Annotated in this window: 22 protein-coding genes; 11 read left to right on the top strand and 11 right to left on the bottom strand. The window is 52.3% G+C overall.

Features of this window, described 5'->3' with window-relative positions; genetic code table 11:
* The first annotated feature begins 648 nt into the window (after positions 1-648).
* Positions 649-1,056 carry a histone-like nucleoid-structuring protein H-NS gene (gene hns, locus V8L73_RS07960; RefSeq protein WP_027274569.1) on the top strand — a complete coding sequence of 136 codons (408 nt, stop codon included), beginning with the start codon at positions 649-651 and terminating at the stop codon, positions 1,054-1,056.
* A 671-nt stretch (positions 1,057-1,727) separates the two neighbouring features.
* On the opposite strand, the gene galU is transcribed toward hns, so the two are convergent.
* Complete coding sequence (galU, locus tag V8L73_RS07955) at positions 1,728-2,642, bottom strand: UTP--glucose-1-phosphate uridylyltransferase GalU (RefSeq protein ID WP_261831672.1); 915 nt, start codon at positions 2,640-2,642, stop codon at positions 1,728-1,730.
* Between the two features lie 170 nt (positions 2,643-2,812).
* Entirely contained in the window at positions 2,813-3,829 is a 1,017-nt protein-coding gene (rssB, locus tag V8L73_RS07950; RefSeq protein ID WP_347254579.1) for a two-component system response regulator RssB, read from the bottom strand.
* 236 nt (positions 3,830-4,065) lie between these two features.
* Here rssB and V8L73_RS07945 point away from each other — a divergent pair, with 236 nt between their 5' ends.
* From V8L73_RS07945 to V8L73_RS07925, 5 genes are all read left to right on the top strand, one after another.
* On the top strand, positions 4,066-4,530 hold the full coding sequence (locus tag V8L73_RS07945) for a YchJ family metal-binding protein (RefSeq protein ID WP_347254578.1): 465 nt from the start codon (positions 4,066-4,068) through the stop codon (positions 4,528-4,530).
* Between the two features lie 53 nt (positions 4,531-4,583).
* On the top strand, positions 4,584-5,417 hold the full coding sequence (gene purU / locus V8L73_RS07940) for a formyltetrahydrofolate deformylase (protein WP_347254577.1): 834 nt from the start codon (positions 4,584-4,586) through the stop codon (positions 5,415-5,417).
* A gap of 208 nt (positions 5,418-5,625) precedes the next feature.
* Positions 5,626-6,201 carry a TIGR00730 family Rossman fold protein gene (locus V8L73_RS07935; protein WP_347254576.1) on the top strand — a complete coding sequence of 192 codons (576 nt, stop codon included), beginning with the start codon at positions 5,626-5,628 and terminating at the stop codon, positions 6,199-6,201.
* An 87-nt stretch (positions 6,202-6,288) separates the two neighbouring features.
* Complete coding sequence (gene xthA / locus V8L73_RS07930) at positions 6,289-7,095, top strand: exodeoxyribonuclease III (protein WP_027274563.1); 807 nt, start codon at positions 6,289-6,291, stop codon at positions 7,093-7,095.
* A gap of 14 nt (positions 7,096-7,109) precedes the next feature.
* Entirely contained in the window at positions 7,110-7,514 is a 405-nt protein-coding gene (locus V8L73_RS07925; protein ID WP_422655623.1) for a pyrimidine (deoxy)nucleoside triphosphate diphosphatase, read from the top strand.
* On the opposite strand, the gene V8L73_RS07920 is transcribed toward V8L73_RS07925, so the two are convergent.
* The 4 genes from V8L73_RS07920 to V8L73_RS07905 form a co-directional block, all read right to left on the bottom strand.
* Positions 7,511-9,472, bottom strand: coding sequence for a DNA topoisomerase III (locus tag V8L73_RS07920; protein WP_036023794.1), 1,962 nt, complete (start codon positions 9,470-9,472; stop codon positions 7,511-7,513). The two genes, V8L73_RS07925 and V8L73_RS07920, sit on opposite strands and share 4 nt — an antisense overlap.
* Positions 9,472-10,566 carry a tRNA 2-selenouridine(34) synthase MnmH gene (gene mnmH / locus V8L73_RS07915; protein ID WP_027274561.1) on the bottom strand — a complete coding sequence of 365 codons (1,095 nt, stop codon included), beginning with the start codon at positions 10,564-10,566 and terminating at the stop codon, positions 9,472-9,474. Before mnmH ends, V8L73_RS07920 begins: the two co-directional genes overlap by 1 nt.
* Positions 10,566-11,609 carry a selenide, water dikinase SelD gene (gene selD / locus V8L73_RS07910; protein WP_347254574.1) on the bottom strand — a complete coding sequence of 348 codons (1,044 nt, stop codon included), beginning with the start codon at positions 11,607-11,609 and terminating at the stop codon, positions 10,566-10,568. Before selD ends, mnmH begins: the two co-directional genes overlap by 1 nt.
* Positions 11,610-11,766: 157 nt before the next feature.
* Complete coding sequence (locus V8L73_RS07905; RefSeq protein WP_347254573.1) at positions 11,767-12,315, bottom strand: NAD(P)H nitroreductase; 549 nt, start codon at positions 12,313-12,315, stop codon at positions 11,767-11,769.
* Positions 12,316-12,493: 178 nt separating this feature from the next.
* Here V8L73_RS07905 and sppA point away from each other — a divergent pair, with 178 nt between their 5' ends.
* The gene (sppA, locus tag V8L73_RS07900; protein WP_347254572.1) at positions 12,494-14,347 is read left to right on the top strand and encodes a signal peptide peptidase SppA; all 1,854 of its coding nucleotides are present in this window, start codon (positions 12,494-12,496) and stop codon (positions 14,345-14,347) included.
* 138 nt (positions 14,348-14,485) lie between these two features.
* Positions 14,486-15,505 carry an asparaginase gene (gene ansA, locus V8L73_RS07895; RefSeq protein ID WP_036023792.1) on the top strand — a complete coding sequence of 340 codons (1,020 nt, stop codon included), beginning with the start codon at positions 14,486-14,488 and terminating at the stop codon, positions 15,503-15,505.
* 129 nt (positions 15,506-15,634) lie between these two features.
* Here the strand turns inward: ansA and msrB are convergent, their stop codons facing one another.
* Complete coding sequence (gene msrB / locus V8L73_RS07890; RefSeq protein ID WP_027274556.1) at positions 15,635-16,042, bottom strand: peptide-methionine (R)-S-oxide reductase MsrB; 408 nt, start codon at positions 16,040-16,042, stop codon at positions 15,635-15,637.
* A 469-nt stretch (positions 16,043-16,511) separates the two neighbouring features.
* On the opposite strand from msrB, the gene gapA reads away from it, so the two are divergent.
* From gapA to V8L73_RS07875, 3 genes are all read left to right on the top strand, one after another.
* Positions 16,512-17,507 (top strand): glyceraldehyde-3-phosphate dehydrogenase, encoded by a 996-nt coding sequence (gene gapA / locus V8L73_RS07885; RefSeq protein ID WP_027274555.1) that lies wholly within the window; start codon positions 16,512-16,514, stop codon positions 17,505-17,507.
* A 66-nt stretch (positions 17,508-17,573) separates the two neighbouring features.
* Positions 17,574-18,467 carry a hypothetical protein gene (locus V8L73_RS07880; protein WP_347254571.1) on the top strand — a complete coding sequence of 298 codons (894 nt, stop codon included), beginning with the start codon at positions 17,574-17,576 and terminating at the stop codon, positions 18,465-18,467.
* A gap of 69 nt (positions 18,468-18,536) precedes the next feature.
* Entirely contained in the window at positions 18,537-19,415 is an 879-nt protein-coding gene (locus V8L73_RS07875; protein WP_347254570.1) for a D-hexose-6-phosphate mutarotase, read from the top strand.
* 64 nt (positions 19,416-19,479) lie between these two features.
* Here V8L73_RS07875 and V8L73_RS07870 read toward each other — a convergent pair whose 3' ends face one another.
* The 4 genes from V8L73_RS07870 to pqiA are packed head-to-tail and all read right to left on the bottom strand — an operon-like array spanning position 19,480 to position 23,783.
* Positions 19,480-20,229: a MipA/OmpV family protein gene (locus V8L73_RS07870; protein ID WP_027274552.1), complete on the bottom strand. Its 750-nt coding sequence runs from the start codon at positions 20,227-20,229 to the stop codon at positions 19,480-19,482.
* Between the two features lie 54 nt (positions 20,230-20,283).
* Positions 20,284-20,847: a membrane integrity-associated transporter subunit PqiC gene (gene pqiC / locus V8L73_RS07865; RefSeq protein WP_347254569.1), complete on the bottom strand. Its 564-nt coding sequence runs from the start codon at positions 20,845-20,847 to the stop codon at positions 20,284-20,286.
* Positions 20,844-22,475, bottom strand: coding sequence for an intermembrane transport protein PqiB (gene pqiB, locus V8L73_RS07860; protein ID WP_027274550.1), 1,632 nt, complete (start codon positions 22,473-22,475; stop codon positions 20,844-20,846). The genes pqiC and pqiB overlap by 4 nt, the downstream gene beginning before the upstream one ends.
* 12 nt (positions 22,476-22,487) lie before the next feature.
* Positions 22,488-23,783, bottom strand: coding sequence for a membrane integrity-associated transporter subunit PqiA (pqiA, locus tag V8L73_RS07855; protein WP_347254805.1), 1,296 nt, complete (start codon positions 23,781-23,783; stop codon positions 22,488-22,490).
* Positions 23,784-23,918 lie beyond the last annotated feature (135 nt).

The following is a 23,918-nucleotide window of genomic DNA, read 5'->3' as shown; positions in this document are numbered from 1 at the left end:
TATCAATTGGAACTTAAAATCTGCCATAGCAGACAAGTGGACAACAAAAAAATTATTGTTTATTTTTTACGTAGTTACATGAAAATAAAAGAAAATTTTTCATTTTCAGATTTCATATTGCTATTATATATGAGCGATTATATTGATTTTGATAGCTCCGCTTTTCATTGAATTTAAAAATATTTTCGGTGCCATAGCGTGATATTTCTACTTAAATAGCGCGGTTCTCATGCGCTACATATGATTTTCTATCGCGCTTCCCCGCTTCATTCGAAGAAACAAGTCAATTGCTTTCATTAAAATGATCCAAACAACGGTCGCCACTAAAAATAAACCATCCGGAAATCATTAAGAATCGCAAGAAAGCAAGGTTTCCCTACGTCAGGGCATCGATATAATCTCCACCTTTACATAACCTTTAATAACAACGCGAATAAAGCCATCGAACGGTAAAAAGCGATGAACAACAAAGATTTTTTACACCATAAAGAATGTGTTTCTAGGTTATTTACACCTTCTTGATGACATTATTTGACTATCGCCCATAAATAAATTAGCTTTATTTATGTAATACCCTATTGCAGAAATAAATCTCACGTTTTATTATTGCTGGCAATTTCAATCCATAATTAATTCGAGAACAATACAATGAGCGAAGCATTAAAAATCCTTAACAACATCCGTACTTTGCGTGCTCAAGCAAGAGAATGTACTCTTGAGTCTCTGGAAGAAATGCTAGAGAAGCTGGAAGTCGTTGTAAAAGAGCGCCGTGAAGAGGAAGAAGCTAGCCAGGCTGAAATTCAGGAGCGCACTCGTAAACTGCAACAGTACCGTGAAATGCTTATTGCAGACGGTATTGATCCTAACGAGCTTCTACAAACTCTTTCCGCCGCTAAAACCGGTGGTAAATCCAAGCGTGCTGCTCGTCCTGCAAAGTACCAATTCGTTGACGAAAACGGTGAAACAAAAACCTGGACAGGCCAAGGCCGTACGCCAGCTGTAATTAAAAAAGCAATTGAAGAGGAAGGTAAATCGCTTGACGATTTCCTGCTGTAATTAGCCAGCTTTTCAGCTTTTAAAGGCCTCCATATTCATGGGGGCTTTTTTATTTGTACCTTAGCTCTATATATACAGCATCAATAACTATCTCGGTACTTCTCTTTTTTCCTATCTACGATGCCATTTAGAACACAAGCATTAATCAATAGTTACATTTGTAACAATTCCATTTAAAAAAAATATCTTGGTGAGTATTTAAAAGTCATAAATTTCGTCTGCGACGTATAAAGAATCACGCATAAATAACAAATCATATTCACTATGGCATAACCCAGAAACTTACTTATCGATCGCTGGATTACAAAACCGACCTGCGCTATGCCGTAATTTATAGTGGTTCTTTAACATCTCATCCACCATAGCCTATATGAGCGTTTTCTATTAGCTTTCCATATCCTGAGACTCATCCATTTTGGTAAGTAAGTGATAGTAATTAATGTCACTTGTAGGGTTCCATTATGAGCTTTAGAAAATGGCGTAGCCTACCATAGAAATTTTAAGCAAAAAAATACCGGCCGCGAAAAGAGGCCGATATCTTATTTAATCACACTATCTGAGTTCCTTGCCGATACGAACATCGAGCCGCAGGCATGTTAAATGCGAATGCTTGACGATTACGCCCCTGCCCCCAAAGTGCTATAGAGCAACTTACTCAAAAGTATATAACCTTAATTTTTGAGCTTAACCTGAAGCTGCTGCATCCATGCTCTAAATTCAGCGCCCAGCGTCGAATGCCGCAGGCCATATTCAACAAAAGCCTGCATATAGCCCATCTTGTTTCCACAATCGTGGCTACGCCCCTTAATATGATAGGCGTCAACCGGAGAGGACATCATCATCAGAGCAATGGCGTCCGTTAATTGGATTTCGTCACCGGCTCCGGGAGGAATGCGCGACAGCAGAGGCCAAATATCGGCAGAAAGCACGTAGCGGCCTACAATAGAAAGATTTGACGGCGCCTCTTCCACGCTCGGCTTTTCAACCATCTTCACAATAGGCGCGCTCTCACCGACGCTGAGCCCATGACCGTTGCAGTCGACGATACCGTAGTCACTGACTTCATTCATCGGTACGGGTTCAACCATGATTTGGCTACGCCCCGTCTCTTCAAAGCGTTTCAGCATCTCGCTTAAATTATCAACGGCAAGATTCGAATCATACTTATCAATAATCACGTCAGGCAGTATGACAGCAAAAGGCTCATCCCCAACCAAAGGATAGGCGCACATAATCGCATGCCCTAACCCCTTTGCCAGGCCTTGACGCACGTGCATAATCGTCACGTCTTTAGGACATATTAGCTGTATTTCATTGAGCAGCTGGCGCTTAACGCGCTTTTCCAGCATTGCCTCAAGCTCAAAGCTAGTATCGAAGTGATTTTCTATCGAGTTCTTAGATGAATGCGTCACTAAGACGATGTGTTGAATTCCGGCCTCAATACATTCGTTAACAACGTACTGAATTAGCGGTTTATCCACCAGCGGCAGCATTTCTTTTGGAATGGCCTTTGTTGCGGGTAACATTCGGGTCCCTAACCCGGCAACTGGAATAATCGCCTTTTTGACTTTAGGCAAAGCGGACATAACAAACTCCCAATACAAAATGAAAACAGACTATGGCTAAAGCAGCTTGGTAAAAATCTCATTGCCTGAGTCCAACGTTGAACTATAGACAAAAGCCGCCCGAGCAAAAGATGGCTCCAGTATAGCAGTAATTCATTGTTCTTTTAGAAGCTTATTCTCTAAGCATTTGGCTATTCAGCACCGTCGCAGGTTAGCTGTAGGCGGCCTCCGGCCCCCCAAATCCGACACGTCCAGCGTTCCGCTACCAGATGACACTGTCCCGGATAAAGCAGGTGCAACGTTCCCATAGGGACGCTTTCATTTATTTTGTGGGTTTCATCATCGGTAATCACGCTAGCGTGAAGGCCGGCTGAAACAATCAGCAGCCGCTTTTTCACAGAATGGTAATAGCCCGCCAGAAAAGGAAATTGCCCTTCCAGATAGGACTGTCGCAAAAGCGTATTAATTTGGTTAAGTACGCTGGACATCTGCGGAAGCGCCTCGTTGCGCTCGGCCAAATGTTCCTGCAGCAGGTTATTAAAAAGCGCTCTTAGCATAAGCGCTGCAAGTACCCCCTTATCTCCCGCTAACGATATATCCAGGCAGTAAAACGCAAAATCACGTTCAGACAGCGGAGCGATGTCAAAAACGATACCGGGACGCTCGGCCAGCGTCAGCTGCCGATAGTTAACCCGACAGTTGGCAATCGTCTGCTTCGCCGGGGGCTGCAGCTGCCGCAAAAGCTGAACCGCCTCCTGAGGCTTACCGCTAAGCTCCGCCCAGTCTTCCATCATCATCATTTCATCGCTGGCCGGAGAGGAAAACAGGTAGGGATAAAAATAGGAAAGCAGCGCGTCTCGCAGGCGATTCAAATCGCCAATGGGCTTTAACAGAACGTCGTGAACGCCAAGGCGCAGCATTTTATCTATATCGGCAATCTTTTCCGTGGCGGAAATAACAATGACGGGGATCTGACTTCCCTCATGGCGCAGGCGGTCAAGCAGCGTGATCCCATCCATCTTCGGCATGATAAGATCGCAGATCATCAGCTCAGGGGGATGCGCCTTGACATAAATCAGAGCCTGCTCGCCGTCTTCAGCTTCTCCCGTCTTAGCGCCCAATGAGGCTAAATACCCAGCCAACATAGCGCGGAATACGGGATCGTCTTCAACAATAAGAATATGTCTGTCGACTAAAGGGGGTGTCATTCTTCACTTCCATGCTGTTCATTACATATATTTTGGTTCAAGTTTGGCGCTTGTGCGCGATAAATACTTCACTTATTCTTGTTAACAAATATTGCCAAGCGAGCTCCACGTGAGCTGATTACATTTCTTAATATGAACCCAGCTTCCTTTTATCCTATGCGCCACCGTACACCGTCACGTTTTCAAGCGGATAAAGGATTGGCCTAATACTCTTATAGCACACTCGGAGGCCGGAATTGGTCGAACCATGCCCCTGTGGCAGTAAAATCGCATTTAACGCCTGTTGTGAACCCTATATTTGCGGAAGTCTTGCTGCGCCGACGCCGCTTTCCCTGATGAAATCCCGCTATAGCGCCTATGTTCACAAAAACGTAGAGTACCTGATAGCCACTTGGCATCCGGACTTTCGTCACCCTGAGCTTGCTGCCGCGATTAGCCAAAGTTTTAACAATACGCAATGGCTTGGGCTCACCGTCGTTGAGGCGGGAGAAGAATCGCCGGAATGTGGATACGTCGAGTTCGTCGCGCGCTTCATTGATACTCAAACGCAACGTTCCCATGCAATCTACGAGCGTTCTACGTTTATCAGACAGGAGGGCGTCTGGTACTATACTCAAGGCGTTAAACCCCGTATTGGGAGAAACGACGCCTGCCCCTGTGGCTCAAATAAAAAATATAAAAAGTGCTGTGGAAACGACTAACGTTTCCCACACGCAAACAACAGCAAACACAACACCGAAGGTTTAACTGCGCTATGCAAAGAAAAATACTGCGTACGATTTGTCCCGATGCGAAAGGACTCATCGCCAAAATCACCAACATTTGCTACAAACACCAGCTCAACATCGTTCAAAACAGTGAATATGTCGATCACCGAACCGGGCGTTTCTTTATGCGCACCGAGCTTGAGGGCATCTTTAATGACGAAACGCTGCTCGCCGATCTGGACGACGCGTTGCCGGAAGGCTCCGTACGTGAGCTCAACGAAGCGGGAAAACAGCGGATTGTTATTTTAGTCACCAAAGAGGCCCACTGCCTGGGCGATCTGTTGATGAAAAGCACCTACGGCGGGCTTGACGTAGAAATTGCCGCCGTCATCGGCAACCATGACACGCTGCGTACTTTAGTTGAGCGCTTTGATATTCCGTTTCACTTGATAAGCCATGAAGGACTGACGCGCGAAGAACACGACAAGCAGGTGGTTGAGGCCATCGATCGCATTTCGCCGAGCTATGTCGTTCTGGCGAAGTACATGCGGATATTAACGCCGGACTTCGTTCGCCACTATCCTAACCGCATCATCAATATTCACCACTCCTTCCTGCCGGCGTTTATCGGCGCGCGCCCTTACCATCAGGCCTATGAGCGCGGCGTCAAGATTATCGGCGCAACGGCCCACTTCGTGAACGATAACCTGGACGAAGGGCCGATTATCATGCAGGACGTCATCCACGTTGACCATACTTACAGCGCTGAAGATATGGCCCGTGCCGGCAAAGACGTCGAGAAAAACGTGTTAAGCCACGGCCTGCACGAAGTCTTGGCCCAGCGCGTGTTTGTATACGGAAACAGGACCGTTATTCTATAGCATACGTATCAAACGGAGCCCCGCGTATAGCAGCGAGACACCGCATTGAGGCGGCCGAAATAAAGGTCGCCTCTCTGTTTTTGATTTTTTATACTGGAAAACGCCGCGTAAAGCGTTGCATTTAGGTGCGACAATTTCACCCTCAGCCTTGAAGGTTAGCGGTAAATAGGCTATACAACCCCCTTTGTCTCATCGAGTGGAATTCCTCATGCGTAAGAATATCTGTGTTTATTGTGGCGCCAGCACCGGCAACAATCCCTCCTATGCCCAGGCCGCAGAGCGGTTGGATAAAGCCATCGCTGAACAAGGACGCCGCTTGGTCTATGGCGGTGGAAATAAAGGACTGATGGGCATTTTGGCCAACGCCGTTTTAGACGCAGGCGGAGAAGTGACCGGCGTTATCCCCGAACGCCTGGTTGAAGCCGAAACGGCTCACAAGGGATTAACCACGCTGGAAGTCGTTCCCGATATGCACGCCCGCAAAGCCAGAATGAGCGAACTGGCCGACGGCTTCATCGCCCTACCCGGCGGCATCGGTACGTTAGAAGAACTGTTTGAAGTCTGGACCTGGAGTCAAATCGGCTATCACAAAAATCCGGTCGGGCTGCTCAACATTCAGGGCTTCTACTCACCGATGAGCACCTTCTTGCAGCACGTCGCCGACGAAGGCTTTGTTCGCCAAAGCTATTTAAATACGCTGCTTATCAGCGACAACGTCCAACAGCTGCTGAACGATATCGACCTGTACATGCCCCATAATCTGGATCGCTGGGCAAAGCAGTAAGCTTTCACCGCCCGCGCTCGTCGCGGATGAGTATAAAATATAAGAACAACCGCCCGACGGCAGTTCCCAGAAAAAAGAGCCTTAATCATGAAATTTGTCTCATTTAATATTAACGGGCTAAGGGCCAGACCCCACCAGCTTGCGGCGCTTATCGAACAGCATCAGCCGGACGTTATCGGCCTGCAGGAAACCAAGGTCCATGACGACATGTTTCCGCTCGACGAGGTCAGCCAGTTCGGCTATCACGTTTTCTATCACGGACAAAAAGGGCACTACGGCGTCGCCCTTCTCACCAAGGCCGAACCTTTAGCGGTAAGAAAAGGATTTCCCGGCGATGAGCCCGACGCACAGCGTCGGATGATTATGGCCGACTTAGCCACCCCGCTCGGCACCTTGACCGTAATGAACGGCTACTTCCCTCAGGGGGAAAGCCGCGACCACGAGATAAAGTTTCCCGCCAAGCGGGCGTTTTACGCCAACCTGCAGTCCTATCTTGAGCAGCAGCTTGCCCCAACCCAGCCGGTGCTCATCATGGGCGATATGAACATCAGCCCAACCGATTTAGACATCGGCATCGGCGAAGACAACCGCAAGCGCTGGCTGCGTACGGGTAAATGTTCCTTCCTGCCGGAAGAACGCGAATGGATGCAAAAGCTGATGGGATGGGGTCTGGTGGACACCTTCCGCCAGCGTAATCAGGACGTCGCTTCCCGCTACTCGTGGTTTGACTACCGTTCCAAGGGGTTTGATGAAAATCGCGGGCTTCGCATCGACCTGCTGCTGGCCAGCCACGCTCTGGCTGAACGCTGCATAGATACCGGAATCGACTACGATATTCGTGCGATGGAAAAACCCTCCGACCACGCGCCGGTATGGGCCGAGTTCGCACTTTGAACCTGATGGACACCATCAACATAGTCGACGTCGTTGCAGCGATTATTGAGCGACAGGGAAAAATCCTGCTCGCTCAGCGCGATGAGCAAAGCGATCTGGCCGGCTACTGGGAATTTCCCGGTGGTAAGATTGAAGCGGGAGAGACGCCCGAACGGGCGCTCTGTCGTGAACTGAACGAAGAGATGGGCCTGACAGGCCTGCAGATTGCCGAGCATGTCGCCACCAGCACGATATCACAGCCAGCAAGGGTTTTGAGCCTGCAGGCCTGGAGAGTCGTCGGCTTCGAGGGTGAAATACAGCTACGCTGCCACAGCCGCTTCGCTTGGGTTTCGCCGCAGGAGGCGTCCGACTATCTTCTTGCCCCGGCCGACGTACCTTTACTTGACGCTTACCTACAGCGGTCGCTAAAAAAGGGCTAAACGTCCTTTTCCGTCGCCTCAGCGCCTTTTTTCGCTCGCGCTGCGCGCTTTCGCTTGGGCTTATCCTCTGCGGCTTTTTCCTTACTCTTCTGCTCCTGCTGGGCGACATTCTTAAACACCGGCGGCAGCCGATTGCGTTTGGCCTGATAAATCAGCGTCTGCAGCTCCGTCACCATCGGCTGAATAAAATCCTGATAGCGGCACTGCTTTTCGCTAATCTGCGTCAGAATGGATTCCCAGTGCGCCGTCATGTCCGGTCGCGTAGCGGTTTCCGGCAGGCAGTGAATCAGCGCGCGCCCGGCCGGAGTAGAAATAATCGAACGCCCCTTCTTTTGTAAGAAACGACGCTTAAACAGCAGCTCGATAATACCCGCTCGGGTGGCTTCCGTACCCAGGCCGTCCGTTGCCCGCAGAACTTTCTTAAGCTCTTTATCCTGCACAAAGCGGGCGATCCCGGTCATTGCTGACAGCAGCGACGCATCGGTAAACGGCCTCGGCGGCTGCGTCTGTTTCTCTACCACTTCGCCGTTCTCACACAGCAGCTCATCGCCTTTGGCAACAACCGGCAGAGGCATGCCTTCATTTTCTTCATCCAGCTCTTTACTGCCGAGCAGCACGCGCCAACCGGCTTCGGCCAAGAAGCGGGCCTTGGCGATAAACTTTCCGCCGGCGATGTCCAGTTCTATCACACACTTGCGATATACCGCATCCGGGCAAAACTGCATCAGATATTGGCGCGCCACCAGCTCATAGATTTTTTGCTCATCGAAGGAGAGTGATACGCTGCCACCGCGGGCGGTAGGAATAATGGCATGGTGCGCATCCACCTTTTTATCATCCCAGCAGCGGTTACGCCTTTCGGTATCCATTCCGGCGACGGGCAGCATTTCAGGGCAGTGTGACCCAATGGCCGCCAGCACCGCGTGGCGATCGGCAAAATGCTCCTGAGGCAGATAGCGAGAGTCCGAACGCGGATAGGTAATCAGCTTGTGGGTTTCATACAACCGCTGACAGAGATCCAGCACCTGTTGGGCACTAAAACCGTGTCGCTTGGCCGCTTCAATCTGTAGCGCAGACAGAGAAAACGGCAGCGGCGCCGAATCGGATTCCCGCTTGTCGTTATACTCTTTCACCAGCGCCGGCTGGCCGGTGATGCGCTTAACTACGTGCTCAGCCAACGCCCGATTGAGCAACCGCCCCTCGTCGTCCAAAAAGGACTCGCACGACTCGCTGGGCTGCCAAACGGCGGTAAAACGCTCCTGTGACGGCGTAACTATGTGCGCCTTGACTTCAAAAAAGTCTTTCGGCACGAAGTTTTCTATCTCTTCATCCCTTCGCACTACTAGCCCCAGCACCGGCGTTTGTACCCGCCCCACGGACAGCACGCCGTCATAGCCGGCATTACGACCCAGCAGCGTATAGGCACGGGTCATGTTGATGCCGTACAGCCAATCCGCACGAGAGCGGGCCAGCGCGGAAACACACAGGGGAATGAACTCTCTGTTTTCCCTAAGCTTATCGATAGCTCGCGTCACGGCCTGCGGGTTCAGGTCGTTAATGAGGCAGCGCTTAACCTGCTGCCTCTTTTCCAGCGGCAGGTCCAAAAACTCCAGCACTTCGTCAACCAACAGCTGCCCTTCCCGATCCGGGTCCCCGGCGTGAACCACTTCGCCGGCGTCGGCCAGCAGCCGCTTAATCACGTTAAGCTGCTTGGTAACGGAATCTCTGGGCTTCAACTGCCATTTTTCAGGAATGATTGGCAAATCGCCCAGCGTCCAGCGGGCAAAGCGCGGATCGTACTGCTCCGGCTGAGCCTGCTCCAGCAGGTGGCCTACGCACCAGGTCACGACCTGATCCTGCCCACAGGCGATAAACCCGTCCTGACGCTTGTGAGGCTTCGGCAAAACATCGGCAATGGCCCGCGCCAGACTTGGTTTTTCGGCAATAAACAGGCGCATCAGGCGTTATCGTGTATTAAAAACTCGCGCACCGCCGCATAGTCTCCGCGGAAAATAATGCGCTCAGCCTTACGGCCCAGTTGATAGGTATACATGGGGTCGTAATACTCCTTCAAAAGCGGCACCAGCCAGTTTTCATGCCCGTCGTCGCCGTCACCGCGCCGATGCTGTTCAAGCGCGATGTCCAGTTCGGCGTTGAGCGCCTGATAGCGCTCCAGTCCCAGACGTTTGCGAATGGCAAACATTCCCTGGTGCAGGTACTCGCTGAAGTTCAACCAGCCCTCTTCCTCGCCATAGCGCTGAATAAAGCCGCGGCACATGGCGTTCACATACTCTTCTTTCAGCCGTGCCAGACGAACCTCAAACGGGTCGTCAATAACGACGATGCGCGACTGCTGCATGGCGTCGAAAATTTCTATCGGCACGTGATTCGAGCCAATCGTGCGGCCTTCGTCCTCAAGCGCCCAGCGGCTAACGCCGGCGTGCTGTTTTTTGAGCACGTCAATCGCCAGAATATTCTCGAAATTTATCTGCGTGCTTTGCCCGGCTACCGTACGGCCGAACGAAGAGCCGCGATGCTTGGCTGCCCCTTCCAGGTCGACGCCAAACGGCAGCTCGCGAATCAGCAGCGTTTTTCCGCTGCCGGTATTTCCGCCCACGATGCGCATAGGCTGCTCGGCCAGCTGCTGATTAATAGCAATAAGAAAGTTTCTCAGCGCCTTATATCCCCCCGAAACCAAGGGGTAGTCCTGACCGGCCTCTTTTAGCCACTGCTGGGTAATGTGCGACCGCAGACCGCCGCGCATGCAGTATAGAACCCCTTCCGGATGCTGCCTGCAAAATGCCAGCCACTGCGCTACCCGCTCTTCTCTTACGCTGCCGCTGACTAGCCGGTGTCCCAACGAAAGCGCGGCCTGCTGACCGTGCTGCTTATAGCAGGTCCCGACGGCTTTACGCTCCTCATCATTCATCAGAGCAATGTTGGTCGACGTAGGAAAAGCGCCCTGAGCGAACTCCACCGGGGCGCGCACGTCGATTAACGGGGTATCGTTTAGGAAAATGCGCCGATAGTCGGCGCTATGAAGCTCGAACATTAAACAACCTCAATCAGCGCCCGACCGGCCTGCGGCATCGTCAGTTCGCCTATCGCAGTGAGCTCAATCTGGTGGCGTTTAGCCAGCGCAATCACGTCGTCTTCCGCCTGAGGCATAACGGCAATCAGGAGCCCTCCCGACGTCTGCGGGTCGCACAGCAGGCTGCGCTGCAGGTCGGTTAAGCTGCCTATCAGGTGACCATAGCTGTCAAAGTTACGCTGCGTCCCGCCCGGCACGCAGCCCTCTGCGATATATTCAGCCACGTTCGGCAGCTGAGGCACGGCGTCAAACCAAACCGTCGCCTGTACGCCGGAGCCCTGACAAATTTCGCTCAAGTGCCCAAGGAGCCCAAACCCGGTCACGTCGGTCATTGCCGTAACGCCGTCGAGAGCTGCAAGCTCCGCACCGGGCTTATTCAGGCGGCACATCACTTCCGTCGCGACGCCTTCGTGTTCTGGCTTCAGCCTGCTTTTTTTCTCCGCCGTGGTTAAAACGCCGATGCCCAGGGGCTTGGTTAAATAGAGCTTACAGCCGGGCTTGGCGGCGCTGTTTTTCTTGATTTGTTCCGTGCTGACGATGCCAGTGACCGCCAACCCAAAAATCGGCTCGGGCGCGTCGATAGAGTGGCCGCCGGCCAAAGAAATCCCTGCCTGGCGGCAGACTTCTCGCCCGCCCTCGATCACCTTCTGCGCAATCTCCGGCGACAGCTTGTCGACAGGCCAGCCTAAAATAGCGATCGCCATAATGGGTTTGCCGCCCATGGCGTAAATATCGCTGATGGCGTTGGTGGCGGCTATGCGGCCAAAGTCGAAGGGGTCATCCACGATGGGCATGAAAAAATCGGTGGTGCTGATAATGCCGACGCCGTTGCCGATGTCATACACGGCGGCATCGTCTCGCGTTTCGTTCCCCACCAGTAAATGAGGATCGAGGAATTTTTCCTGCTCGGAATGGAGGATCGTTTCCAACACTTTTGGCGAGATCTTGCACCCGCATCCCGCCCCGTGGCTGTACTGGGTTAAACGAACGGTTTGTTCTGACATCTGTATGCTCCCCTTTTCCGAACCGTCTGAAGTAATCGCATATAGTACCGCGCCTCGACGTCGTTGATAAGAGTTGAGCGTGATTTAGGGAAAGGCGCTCTGCGCATTAGGGGCGAACCGCGGCTTGATAAAACCGCGGTTTAATGGAGAACTCAGCTTAAAAATAGGAGACAAAAGGCGTCGTATCGGGCGCCTTCACCTTCGCCGGCTGCACCTGAGGCGTACCCAGATAAAGGAATCCGACGATTTCATCCAATTCCCTACATCCAAAGGCCTCTCTGACCGTTTTGTTTTCCGTCCAAAATCCGCTGCGCCAAATTCCGCCGAAATCTTGCGCAACCGCGGCCATCTGCATGGCCTGAACGGCGCAACTTGCCGAAGCGACCTGCTCCCAATGCGGTACTTTAAGGTGCTCGGTACAGTGGGCAACCACCACGATAATCATCGGCGCCCGCAGCGGTCCGGTCTTTGACTTTTCCTGAACGGACTCGTCTTTCCCTTCTTCAAGCGCCGCCTTCAGCAACACCTCTGCAAAACGGTGGCGCGCTTCCCCCTCGACGATGATAAAACGCCAGGGTTCCAGCGTTCCGTGGTCAGGCGCCCTCATTCCAGCGCGAATGATGTTTTGCAACGCCTCGCCGGAGGGCGCTGGCTCGACTAAACGCGATGCGGAACGGCGGTTGAGCAGCAAAGTGAGTGCATCCATAGAATTCTCCTGACATTACGCTATATAAAAATATCGTTTTATTGTAAGGTTAATTATTTGTTAATGACAGCAAAATAACGCTCGACGTTACGTGATAGACACTGACTTTTTCAATCCAACCCTTTAGGATAATCGACATCGTTTTTCCCTGACTCAGGGCATCAATAAAGGCACGCTCATGAAGGCACTTCTGCAAATCTTCGCGACCATCTTCAAGATCTGTTGGTACGTTATTAACTTTGTCCGTAAGGTCTTTCTCAACCTTATTTTCTTTTTTGTTTTGATTATTGGCCTCGGCGTTTACTTTCAGCTTGAACAACCCTATCAGCGGCCGCCGCAGGGCGCTCTGCTGGTTGACCTACAGGGCACCGTTGTCGACGCGGTGAATCCGGACAACAAGCTTCGCCAACTGGGGAAAGAGCTCATCGGCGGCAGCCGGGACATTCAGGAAAACTCGCTGTTTGAGATAGTAAAGCAGATTCGATACGCCAAGAGCGATGAATCCATCAGCGGGCTGGTGTTGTCCCTTGGCGGATTCCTCGGCGCTGACCAGCCGTCTCTTCGCTATATAGGCAAGGCCCTCAGTGAATTTCGCGAAAGCGGAAAGCCGATTTATGCGATTGGTGACGGCTATACCCAAAGCCAATACTATCTGGCGAGCTTTGCTGACAAAGTTTATCTTACCCCCCAAGGCGGCGTTATGCTCCCCGGCATCGCCGCCAACGGCCTGTATTACAAGTCACTGCTGGACAACTTGAAGGTGACAACCCACGTTTTTCGCGTCGGCACCTATAAGTCTGCCGTCGAGCCCTTCATCCGCGACGACATGTCGCCAGAAGCGCGCCAGGCCGGCAGTCGCTGGCTGAACGGCCTGTGGTCAAACTACCTGCTGGACGTCGCGACAAATCGCCACACTACGCCAGAGAAAATTTACCCCACGGCGCAAATGCTGATTGAGCAATTGAAGGCTAACGGCGGCGACAGCGCGCGCCTTGCAATGAAAAACGGGCTTGTGGACGGCATCATTTCCCGTGCTGAAATGGAAAGTCGCCTGACAAAGGCCTTCGGTTGGGATAAGAAAAACAAGAACTACAATCTGACCAGCATTTACGACTACAGCATCCCCGAAGAGAAATCGAAGGAGAAAAAGCCAGAGATTGCCGTCATTTTTGCTAACGGAGCCATTATCGATGGTAAAGAGATGCCGGGCATGGTCGGCGGCGATACCACCGCCAGGCAGCTGCGCAGCGCCCGCCTGAATGACAACGTCAAGGCCGTTATTCTTAGAGTTAACAGCCCAGGCGGAAGCGTTACCGCATCGGAAACCATCCGCGCTGAAGTTCAGGCGCTTAAAGATTCAGGCAAAAGCGTGGTCGTCTCTATGGGAGGCATGGCGGCCTCTGGAGGCTATTGGATTTCCACCCCAGCCGACTACATTATTGCAAGCCCAAGCACGCTGACCGGCTCTATCGGCATTTTTGGCGTGATTAACACCTTCGAAAATTCGCTGGATGCAGTAGGCGTTCATTCGGACGGCGTTGAAACATCGCCGCTGGCCGGTGCGAGCGTGACCAAGCCCCTGTCTCCTGAGTTTTCTGAAATGATGCAGCTTACGATTGAAAACGGCTATAAAACCTTCATCGATTTAGTCGCCAAAGCGCGGAAGAAAACGCCTGCGGAGGTAGACAGCATCGCTCAAGGCCGGGTCTGGATCGGCGCAGATGCCAAAAGCAACGGTCTGGTCGACGCATTGGGCGACTTTGACGACGCGCTGAAGAAAAGCGCCGAACTGGCCAAGCTGAAAGACTACAAAATCAAGTGGATCAGCAGCGAGTCAGAGCTTAAAGAGACGCTACTGGGTCAGGCTACCGTGATGGTCAACGCCCTGCTGCCGGGATCAGTCAAGATAGAGCTGCCTGCGCCGCTGAACCAGATGGCGAACGAGCTTAATCAGCAGCCGGGCCTCTTCGGCAGCCTGAGCGATCCCGGCCATCGCTACGTTTACTGCTTAAGCTGTAGCTATTCTAACTAGTTTTATCGGTTGTAGCGTTATAGGGTAGGCCCGGCGGCATCGCTGGGCCTATTTTATTATGGAAAAGCGTTCTCTTCCGATAATGTGTCTTTTATAATCGCTCCATCCTTCTTCAATCTCCCCATCGGCTTATTAACAATGTCAAAACAAAGAAAGTCCATCTATGTCGCCTACACCGGCGGAACCATCGGTATGCGCCATTCCAGCCAAGGCTACGTCCCCGTATCCGGTTATCTACAGCAGCAGCTGGCGAAAATGCCCGAGTTTCATCGGGAAGAAATGCCGGAATTTGTTATCCACGAATATCATCCGTTGATAGACTCATCGGACATGACGCCAAGCGACTGGCAGCACATTGCCGACGATATTTGTCATCGTTACGATCGCTACGATGGATTTGTCATTCTGCACGGTACCGACACCATGGCGTTTACCGCTTCCGCACTCTCTTTCATGCTGGAGAATCTGGACAAGCCGGTTATAGTGACAGGGTCACAAATTCCTTTGGCGGAGCTGCGATCCGACGGACAGGCTAATTTGCTTAATTCGCTCTACATTGCAGCGAACTATCCGATTAATGAGGTTTGCCTGTTCTTCAATAACCGCCTGTATCGCGGAAACCGAACGACCAAGGTTCACGCTGACGGTTTTGACGCCTTCTCTTCCCCCAACTATCCTCCGCTGCTGGAAGCCGGGATCCACATCAAGCGCCTTGCCCCCGCGTTTACTGGCGCCAACGGGGAATTTTGTTGCCATCCTATCGCTCCCCAGCCGATAGGCGTCGTTACGCTCTACCCGGGCATTTCGACCGACGTTATTGCCAATATCCTCCGCCAGCCCGTCAGGGCGCTAATTCTTCGAACCTACGGCGTGGGCAACGCGCCGCAGAGCCCCTCCCTGCTGAAGGCGCTCAGCGACGCAGCCGAACGCGGCATTATTGTCGTTAACCTGACGCAGTGCCTGTCCGGCAGGGTCGATATGGGCGGCTATGCCACGGGCAATGCGCTCGCCCATGCGGGCGTTATCAGCGGTTTTGACATGACGCTGGAGGCTACGCTAACCAAGCTTCACCTCCTACTTAGCCAAGAACGAGACGCAGCAAGCATCAGGCGGCTGATGCAAACAAACCTGCGGGGAGAATTAACGGAAGCCGAATAGCGCGGTAGGAACGGGAGAAAGGCAAAGCTAAATCGTTTCAATACTGTTTTTAGACACGCTTGTGGCTGCGCTCTTCGGCAGCCGACGCAAATTGAGCTGAATCGATTATGTTAACCGATTGCTACACCGCTAGCCCGCCGTGGCTTCTCCCGTCTCATCGTCAACAAACCTCATTGAGCCGGAATTGATGCAATAGCGCTGCCCGGTCGGTTTTGGGCCATCGGGAAACACGTGCCCAAGGTGAGCGTCACAGTGCGCGCATCTAATCTCAATCCTGTGCATATTATGAGAATAATCATCGAGATAGTTAACGGCACCTTGGGTGACCGGCTCAAAAAAACTGGGCCATCCACACCCGGCGTCAAACTTGGTATCAGACTTAAACAGCGGAGAATCACAGCAAACGCAGCGGTAGACTCCCACCCTGTTATTATTTAAAAGGCGCCCGGAAAACGGCGGCTCGGTTCCCCTTTCCTGGGTAATGAAACGCTGCATTTCCGTCAGGTTTTTATTTTTTTCATTCAATGTATTAGGCATTTTAGCTCTCTCCGATCCCGTCTATGTAACTGATGCTGCTTACCATCATTAAAAATAACAATAAATTAACAAAAAGGCAGTAAAAATATTGCCTGTCGGCCTGAAAAGAATAACGTCTCGCTAAAAATTAACGAAAAGGGTTATAATCATTGAATCTGTACCCGAGAGCACGGCCCGATATGTACAAAAAACAGGCAAAAAATCGTCGCTGTTTCGACTCTTTTTTTGTGAGAGCTGACAAAGGTTGACACGATTCCGCTTGACGTTTTGCAAGGTTTTTGTAATTTTATACCCTAAATAATTCAAGTTGCATGAAGGCGGCAAGGGAGTGAATCCCGATGAGCTTACATAAGTAAGTGATTCGGGTGAACGAGCGCAGCCAACACACAGGCAGCTTGAAGTATAACGGGTATACTGGACGGGCTATGACACTCACTTTATTCACTAACAAACTAGCTGGTGGAACATTATGACTATCAAAGTAGGTATTAACGGTTTTGGCCGTATCGGTCGCTTCGTATTCCGCGCTGCTCAAGAGCGCTCAGACATCGAAATCGTTGCGATCAACGACTTGCTCGACGCTGACTACATGGCGTACATGCTGAAGTATGACTCCACCCATGGTCGTTTCAAAGGCACCGTTGAAGTGAAAGACGGCCACCTCGTCGTTAATGGCAAAACCATCCGCGTTACCGCAGAAAGAGATCCGGCAAACCTGAAGTGGAACGAAGTCGGCGTTGACGTCGTTGCCGAAGCTACTGGTCTGTTCCTGACTGACGAAACTGCGCGTAAGCACATTACCGCTGGCGCTAAAAAAGTCGTACTGACTGGCCCATCCAAAGACAGCACCCCGATGTTCGTTATGGGCGTAAACGACGCAACCTATGCTGGCCAGGACATCGTTTCTAACGCATCCTGCACCACAAACTGCCTGGCGCCGGTTGCTAAAGTACTGAACGACAAGTTCGGCATCGTTGAAGCGCTGATGACCACCGTTCACGCCACCACTGCTACTCAGAAAACCGTTGACGGCCCGTCTCACAAAGACTGGCGCGGCGGCCGCGGCGCGGCTCAAAACATCATTCCTTCTTCCACCGGTGCTGCAAAAGCCGTTGGCAAGGTTATCCCTGAACTGAACGGCAAGCTGACCGGCATGGCGTTCCGCGTTCCGACTCCGGACGTTTCCGTTGTTGACCTGACCGCTCGTTTGGAAAAGCCTGCTTCTTACAAAGAAATTTGTGAAGCAATGAAAGCCGCTTCTGAAGGCGCGCTGAAAGGCGTTCTGGGCTACACCGAAGACGACGTTGTTTCTACCGACTTCCTGGGCGAAAAGTGCACCTCCGTGTTCGACGCCAAGGCAGGTATCTCTCTGAACGACAACTTCGTTAAAGTCGTTTCCTGGTACGACAACGAAATCGGCTACTCAAACAAAGTTCTGGACCTGATTGCTCACATCTCTAAATAAGAGATCCGGCAACGTCTAAGCTTAGAGGGCAGCGAATCGCTGCCCTTTTTATTACCCACAGAAAGAATGAAAAAAAAGAAAGCTACCCGGCCTCTAACCCTTCGTGAACGCTGTCGACAGATTTTCGGCAACCCGCCCCCTCCCCGCTACGTATGGGAAAAAGAGTTTGACTACTGTGACGAACAGCTACAGGCGCTGGCCGTAAAAGAGTGGGACCAGATTCAGGCCAGAGAACTAAGCGGCTATTATCTGCTCAACCTCGCCTACGTCGAACCCTTACAGCCCGAGCTGTTTCGCTATCTGTTTCCCATTTGTCTGGCCGTTTGGTGCGAATCGCTGACTAACGGCGAATGTTTTGAGGATTTCCTGCACGTAACGCGCCGAGGCCGGATTCTGGAAAAGATGATAACGACAAAAGAGAGAGACGGCATACTAAACGCGCTGTGCGATAGCTTTATTCATCGCCTTGAACAAGAGCGGGGGTTTATCTATTCAGGCTCGTTCACGCCGGCCTATCAATGGCTATACGCATTCAACGATCTTGGAGAAACGCTGCCCGTTATTGAACCCGTCTGGCAGCGCTGGTGGAACCTGGACACCCCAGGTAAAGCCGTTTGCGCCATTATGTATGCTTCAGGGCTTATCTACGAAAACGGGGAAAACCCTATCTTCCATCGCTGGAACAAAACTCACGGAGGCGGAGGCCCCTATCTTGCTGAGCTAAGCGGAAGCTTTGACAGCGACGGCTGGCTGCCTGAGAACCTGAGCTTCTTTAAAAGAGCGCTGACAGCCGACTGGCTATTGGAAAATCTGGAGCGTGCCGCCAGCGTTCTGCAAGGCGAGCAAGAGGAAGCAATGGCCAACGCCATCGTCTCCGATGCCCGCCAGAGGCAGGAAATTATCACTATTCAGATTAACGACCTGATTGACGGCTTAGCTCCCAGCTCAGGGGCGAACTGAACGCTCATAAAAACGGCCGCCTTCGATTATACTTTCAGGACGACCGCGCACTACTAAGAAGGCTATCGCATGTCAGATGCACTATTTTTATTACCCATAGAACAACAGCTCACCCCGAGCCTCAGCCTGCGTAAAAAAGAGGGCCTGACGTTCGCCGTGATAGATCACCCAAAGGCCAAAGGCGTGATATCGCTTCAGGGCGCCCAGCTTCTCGCCTGGCAGCCCGCGGGAGAAAACCCCGTCATTTGGTTAAGCGAAGCGACTCACTTTGAGCCGGGCGTCGCCATCCGCGGCGGGATCCCCATCTGCTGGCCGTGGTTCGGTAAAGCAGGAACTCCTTCTCACGGCTTTGCCCGCAACGAACAGTGGCGATTGACCGCACACGACGAAAGCGAAGAGTGCGTCTGGCTAACGCTCACGCTCAACGACAGTGAAACAACCCGTAAAGTCTGGCCAAACGCCTTTAGCCTGATTGCCAGAATCAAGCTGGGAGAAACCTGCGAGCTAGAGTTGGAGTCTCACGGCGACTATGCCGTTACCGCGGCGCTGCACAGCTACTTTCAGGTGGGTGACATATCGCAGGTCAGCGTATCCGGGTTGGGTGAATCTTACATAGACAAGCTCGCTGATGCCGACGTCACCGCAGAACGTTCCACGATGCGCTTTTCCGGCCCCGTTGATCGCATTTACTACCAACCGCAGGCATTCAGTACAATTAGCGACCCGGTACTTAAGAGAACGATTGAAATCCACCACCGAAATGCGCCGGACGTCGTCGTCTGGAACCCGGGAGCGGAAGGTGCGGCCTCAATGACGGACATGAGCGCCGAAGGCTATAAAACCATGGCCTGCGTAGAAACCGGCTGTGTAAGGCAGCCCGCTATTGTGCGCAGCGATAAGCCCCACTACCTTTCGGTCGCCATTCGCTGTCATAAAGAAGCGTTATAAAAAAGTGACGTTGGATATGTAAAAGGCCGCGATTGCGGCCTTTTTTACGCACTAATAAATCAAATCAGAAAGCGTAAGAAACCCCGGCGGCGACCAGCGCCGTATAGGATTTATCCACCATCGGGCTGTCTTTCACTTCGTCATCTAGACGAGTATATCGGCCGAATGCAAAGATTTTCCAGCTCTGAGTTAACGCATAGTTTGCGGACACCTCGGCATAAGGCGACCAGCTGCTTCCCGCGTTGTAGCTGTCAAAACCGCTGCGGCGAGACTCTTTACCAGAAATGCCGTAATAGTAGTCATTGAAATTGCTGCTGTACCAAGTAACGCCCACGCCCGGCGTTAAGGTCAAAGCGCCTAAGTTAAAGGGATGCAGATAGGCGGCGTCAGCCACATAGCCGTTGCTGTAATCCAGCACGTCAGCAGACAAGGAGGTGCGCACAACGCCCCAATCGGCAATATGCCGATACCCCACGCCAGCCATAGCGGTTGAGTGACGCTTATCCAGCTGCTTCATTCGGTGGCTGTCGCTGTCGTCCGGATCGAAATGCAGTGGTGAATAGAATAGGTTCAAAGACAGCTGGTTATGCGTATCTTTTAGCAGATACGCCCCGGCTCCGGTGCCGCGAACAAAGAAGCGCTCACCTTCATAGTTGATCATTGGGTAGGGAACGGTATCGTTATCAACGCCCTTATAGGCATACTGACCAACCGCTGCCCCGAGGCCGATAGAAAAATTGTCAGCCATTGCTGCCGGAGCCATTAGCGCCGCGCTCAGCGCGGCGGCTCCCCAAAGAACCTTATTTGATTTCATTAAAACTCCAATATGACACTTTTAATTATCACCAAAACCAATATTACACCCGGTTTACTGGCTTTTTAACACGTTAGCAATTTCAACAGATTCCTGCTGCCAGGCCTGAGCCAATACTTTTACCAGCTCGCTATAGCCGTCTTGCTGCAGCGGCAGCTCAACGTCAAACGGTCGACGGACGATTTGCCCTTTGTGCTGCAGCACCCAATAACCGCTGACTACCGCATGCCCATCATAGCGGCCTTGGAACGCATTGACCGTAACCCGCAGCGAATCGACGTCGCTACTTCCAACCGGCTGGTTCACCACCAGCCAATCGCCCAACTGAGCGCTAAGGTTGTCGGTCAACGCCCTCTTCAACTGCTGCTCCAGGCCGCTGGCCCACAGGTTGCTGCTGGCGACGGTATACGTCACGTCGCTGGTCTGATAGGCGATGCCCGTACCGCTAAGGAAGTCCGCAACGGTGACGTTTTCAATCCACAGCTGCTTTTGCGGATTAATGGACGAAGCCTGAACGGAGGCTCCGCCGGCAGAGGGCAACTGATAGTAAGAAACCGGCGCCTGACTGCTACAGGCACTGAGAAACAGCGCGAGGGCTGCAATTTTCCATTTCATCATTGACTATTGGCCTTCTTGGGCTGAGGGTCTTTCGCGCCGGGCGCTTCAAAGACCAGTGCATTGCTCTTCTGATTCAGTTTCTGCAGCAGCGGCTGCAGTTCACGCATCACCTGATCCAAACGCTGCATGTCGTTCACTAAAGAGCTATACGCTGACGATCCGGGCTGTAACCCCTTCAGGCTGCGGTTAAGCTCAACCAGCGTCTGCTGCATGTCTTTTGGCAAATTGTTGACTTCTTTGCTCGACAAAATCGCGTTCAGGCTGGCCATCGTGCTGCGAGTCTGCTTCAGCGTTTCGGTCATTTCCGTCAGCATCGGTTCTACCGGCATCTTGTTGACCTTATCCAGCGTCTGCATCAGGCGCTTCTGGATTTCCGCCAAACCGCCGCTGACCGTCGGAATTATAGGACGCCCCATCACTTCTTTAGGCCCGCCCCACGGCTTAGCGTCAGGGTAGAAGTCCAAATCGATAAACAGCGCGCCGGTAAGCAGGTTGCCCGACTTCAGCGCGGCCCTGAGTCGATTGCTGTCGTTAACCGACTCCAGCAGGTGACTTTTAAGATCGAAATCCTTACCAAACCGGTTTTGCACTCTGTCTGGCTCAATGCGGATAAGAACCGGGATATAGTAGTTCTTGTTGATCGTCTTCAGCTCCGGCATATAGAACGGCACTGCGGAGACGGTACCTACCCGAATGCCGCGAAACTCAACCGGCGCACCCGGCTCTAAGCCGCGAATAGAGTCTTCAAAGTAGAGCAGGAAGTCATCGTGTCGCGTATACAGCGACTCTTGAATGCTCTTTTGATCGGAATACAGCTCAAATTCGTCGAGGTTTTTCACCGGATCGCCCGCCGACCACCCGTTGGGCAAGTCAAAACTCACGCCGCCGGTAACGAGCGTATCCAGTGACCCCATATCAACGCGAACGCCCTGAGACGACATGTCGAACGAAATGCCGCTGTCCTGCCAAAAGCGAACGTTGCTGGTTACAAGGCCGCGGTAGGGTTCCATAATGAACAGCTGGTAGCGCATGACGCGCTCTTTAGGATCAAACTCGCTGCTTTCCACCGTCCCGACGCGAAAACCGCGAAACAGCACCGGATCGCCCGCGTTCAACCGCGTCGGCTGCTTGCTCTCCAGCGCAATGCGCAGCCCTTTCATATCGGGCGAAGCCAGTGGCGCATTGTCCTGCAGCGTAAAGCGGGTCTCTACCGCTTTGTCTCTTCCCGGCTGAAGTTCGATATAGGCGCCGGAAAACAGCGTATTCAGACCAGAAACGCCCTCTCGCCCAATCTTGGGCTTTACCACCCAGAACACCGATCCCTTATTCAGCAAATTTTCCATGCCGGTATGCAAACGGGCGGTAACGATAACCTGCTTAAGGTCATCGCTCAGGCTCACGCTTTCGACGATGCCGATATCAACATTGCGGGTCTTGATGGCGGTCTTTCCCGCCTCGATACCTTCTGCATTTGAGGTAACCAGCGTGACCTCTGGCCCCTGGTTGCTGAAATGATAAAAAAGGATCCAGGCGCCAATGAGCACCGTAACGATGGGAATGATCCACACCGGCGACCAGCGTTTTATCGTTTCTATCTTTGCCGTTTTGTCCTGATGACTTTCCTGCACGTGAAGGCTTCCTCACTGATTGGTTGATACTGGCTTAGTACGATCCCACAACAGGCGCGGATCGAACATCATGGCGGCGATCATGGTCAAAATAACCACCATTGCGAATAATATAGCGCCGACGGCGGGATAGACGCTCATCAGCCGACCGATGCGCACCAGCGCAGACAGCACGCCGATAACGAACACGTCGATCATTGACCAACGCCCGACGAACTCCACGATCTCATAAATAAAATGCATTCTATGGCGGTCTAAATAGCCGCTCTTTTGTCCCATCTCCGACGCGTCGTAGCAGAGCCATCCTATCGCAAGAATTTTCAGCGACGGCACCATGATGCTGGCAATAAAAATCACCATCGACACCGGGTACGAACCGTCTTTCCAAAGCAGGATAACCCCAGACATAATGTTAGACGGTTCCGGATTGCCCAGCACTTCCGTCACCATAATCGGCAACAGGTTAGCCGGTATGTACAGCATTACTGACGTTATCAGCAGCGCAAGCGTCCACTGCAGGCTGTTCTTTCTTCTCGCGTAACCGGTAGTGAAGCAGCGGGGACAGCGGTGCATATCCGCCGGAAGCGTCGCCATGCAGCAGGGGCAGGAACGGAGCCCCTGAGCCAAACCGGACTCCCCGATCCTAAGTTCCCGTTCCAGCTTGGGCGCGGATTGAATATTCTGCCAAAACCAGTAGCGATCCATACATTGGAAGGCCCTTACCTGCAGCAGGCAAAACAAACAGTAGGGAATAAAGCTGGGTCCGACGCCAATGTCGCCGTAGGCCATCAGCTTAACGAAGCTGACCAGTACGCCCACCAGGAAAATCTCCACCATGCACCAGACTTTAGCCAAATAAACAATGCGCCCCATCACGACCTGCAGGCGGTAAGGCAGTTTGACCTTAAGGCCGAGTAGGATGATAGCCAGCATGCAAAACGCCGGCACCAGCTGCACGAAAATAACGAACAGCGTGGCCAGGCTGGCGTAATCGTCCCCCACCATCACCTGAGGGATTTCAATGAGGCGGATCTGACTGTAAATACCCGACACCCGCATGTTGATAAACGGAAACAGGTTGGCAAACACCATCATAATCAGCGCGCTGATGGCAAAGCAGACCGGCTGCAGCGCCGGTTCAACCCAGCGCGCGGTTAAGGTGGTATGACAGCGCGGACAAACCGCCTTTTTCCCCTGAGACAGCTGCGGTAGCTCAACCATCAGGTCGCACTGAGGGCATAGCATGACTTCCTTCTCTGCCTCTGTCGCAGCGGAAAAAGTCGCCTCTTGAGACGGCGAGCGCCCCATAGTCGATGTGCCCACTGCGTGCGTACAGGATGCGTCTACGCACATAGGCGGCGCCCTGCTTCATGCAGACAAGAATATGTCTTAGTCATTAACCTCATTCCGTTACGCTACCTCTACCCAACCGCTACCCAACCA

It is taken from the genome of Leminorella grimontii, assembly GCF_039789245.1.
Classification (GTDB): Bacteria; Pseudomonadota; Gammaproteobacteria; order Enterobacterales; family Enterobacteriaceae; genus Leminorella; species Leminorella grimontii.
This window is presented reverse-complemented; position numbering and strand designations above follow the sequence as displayed.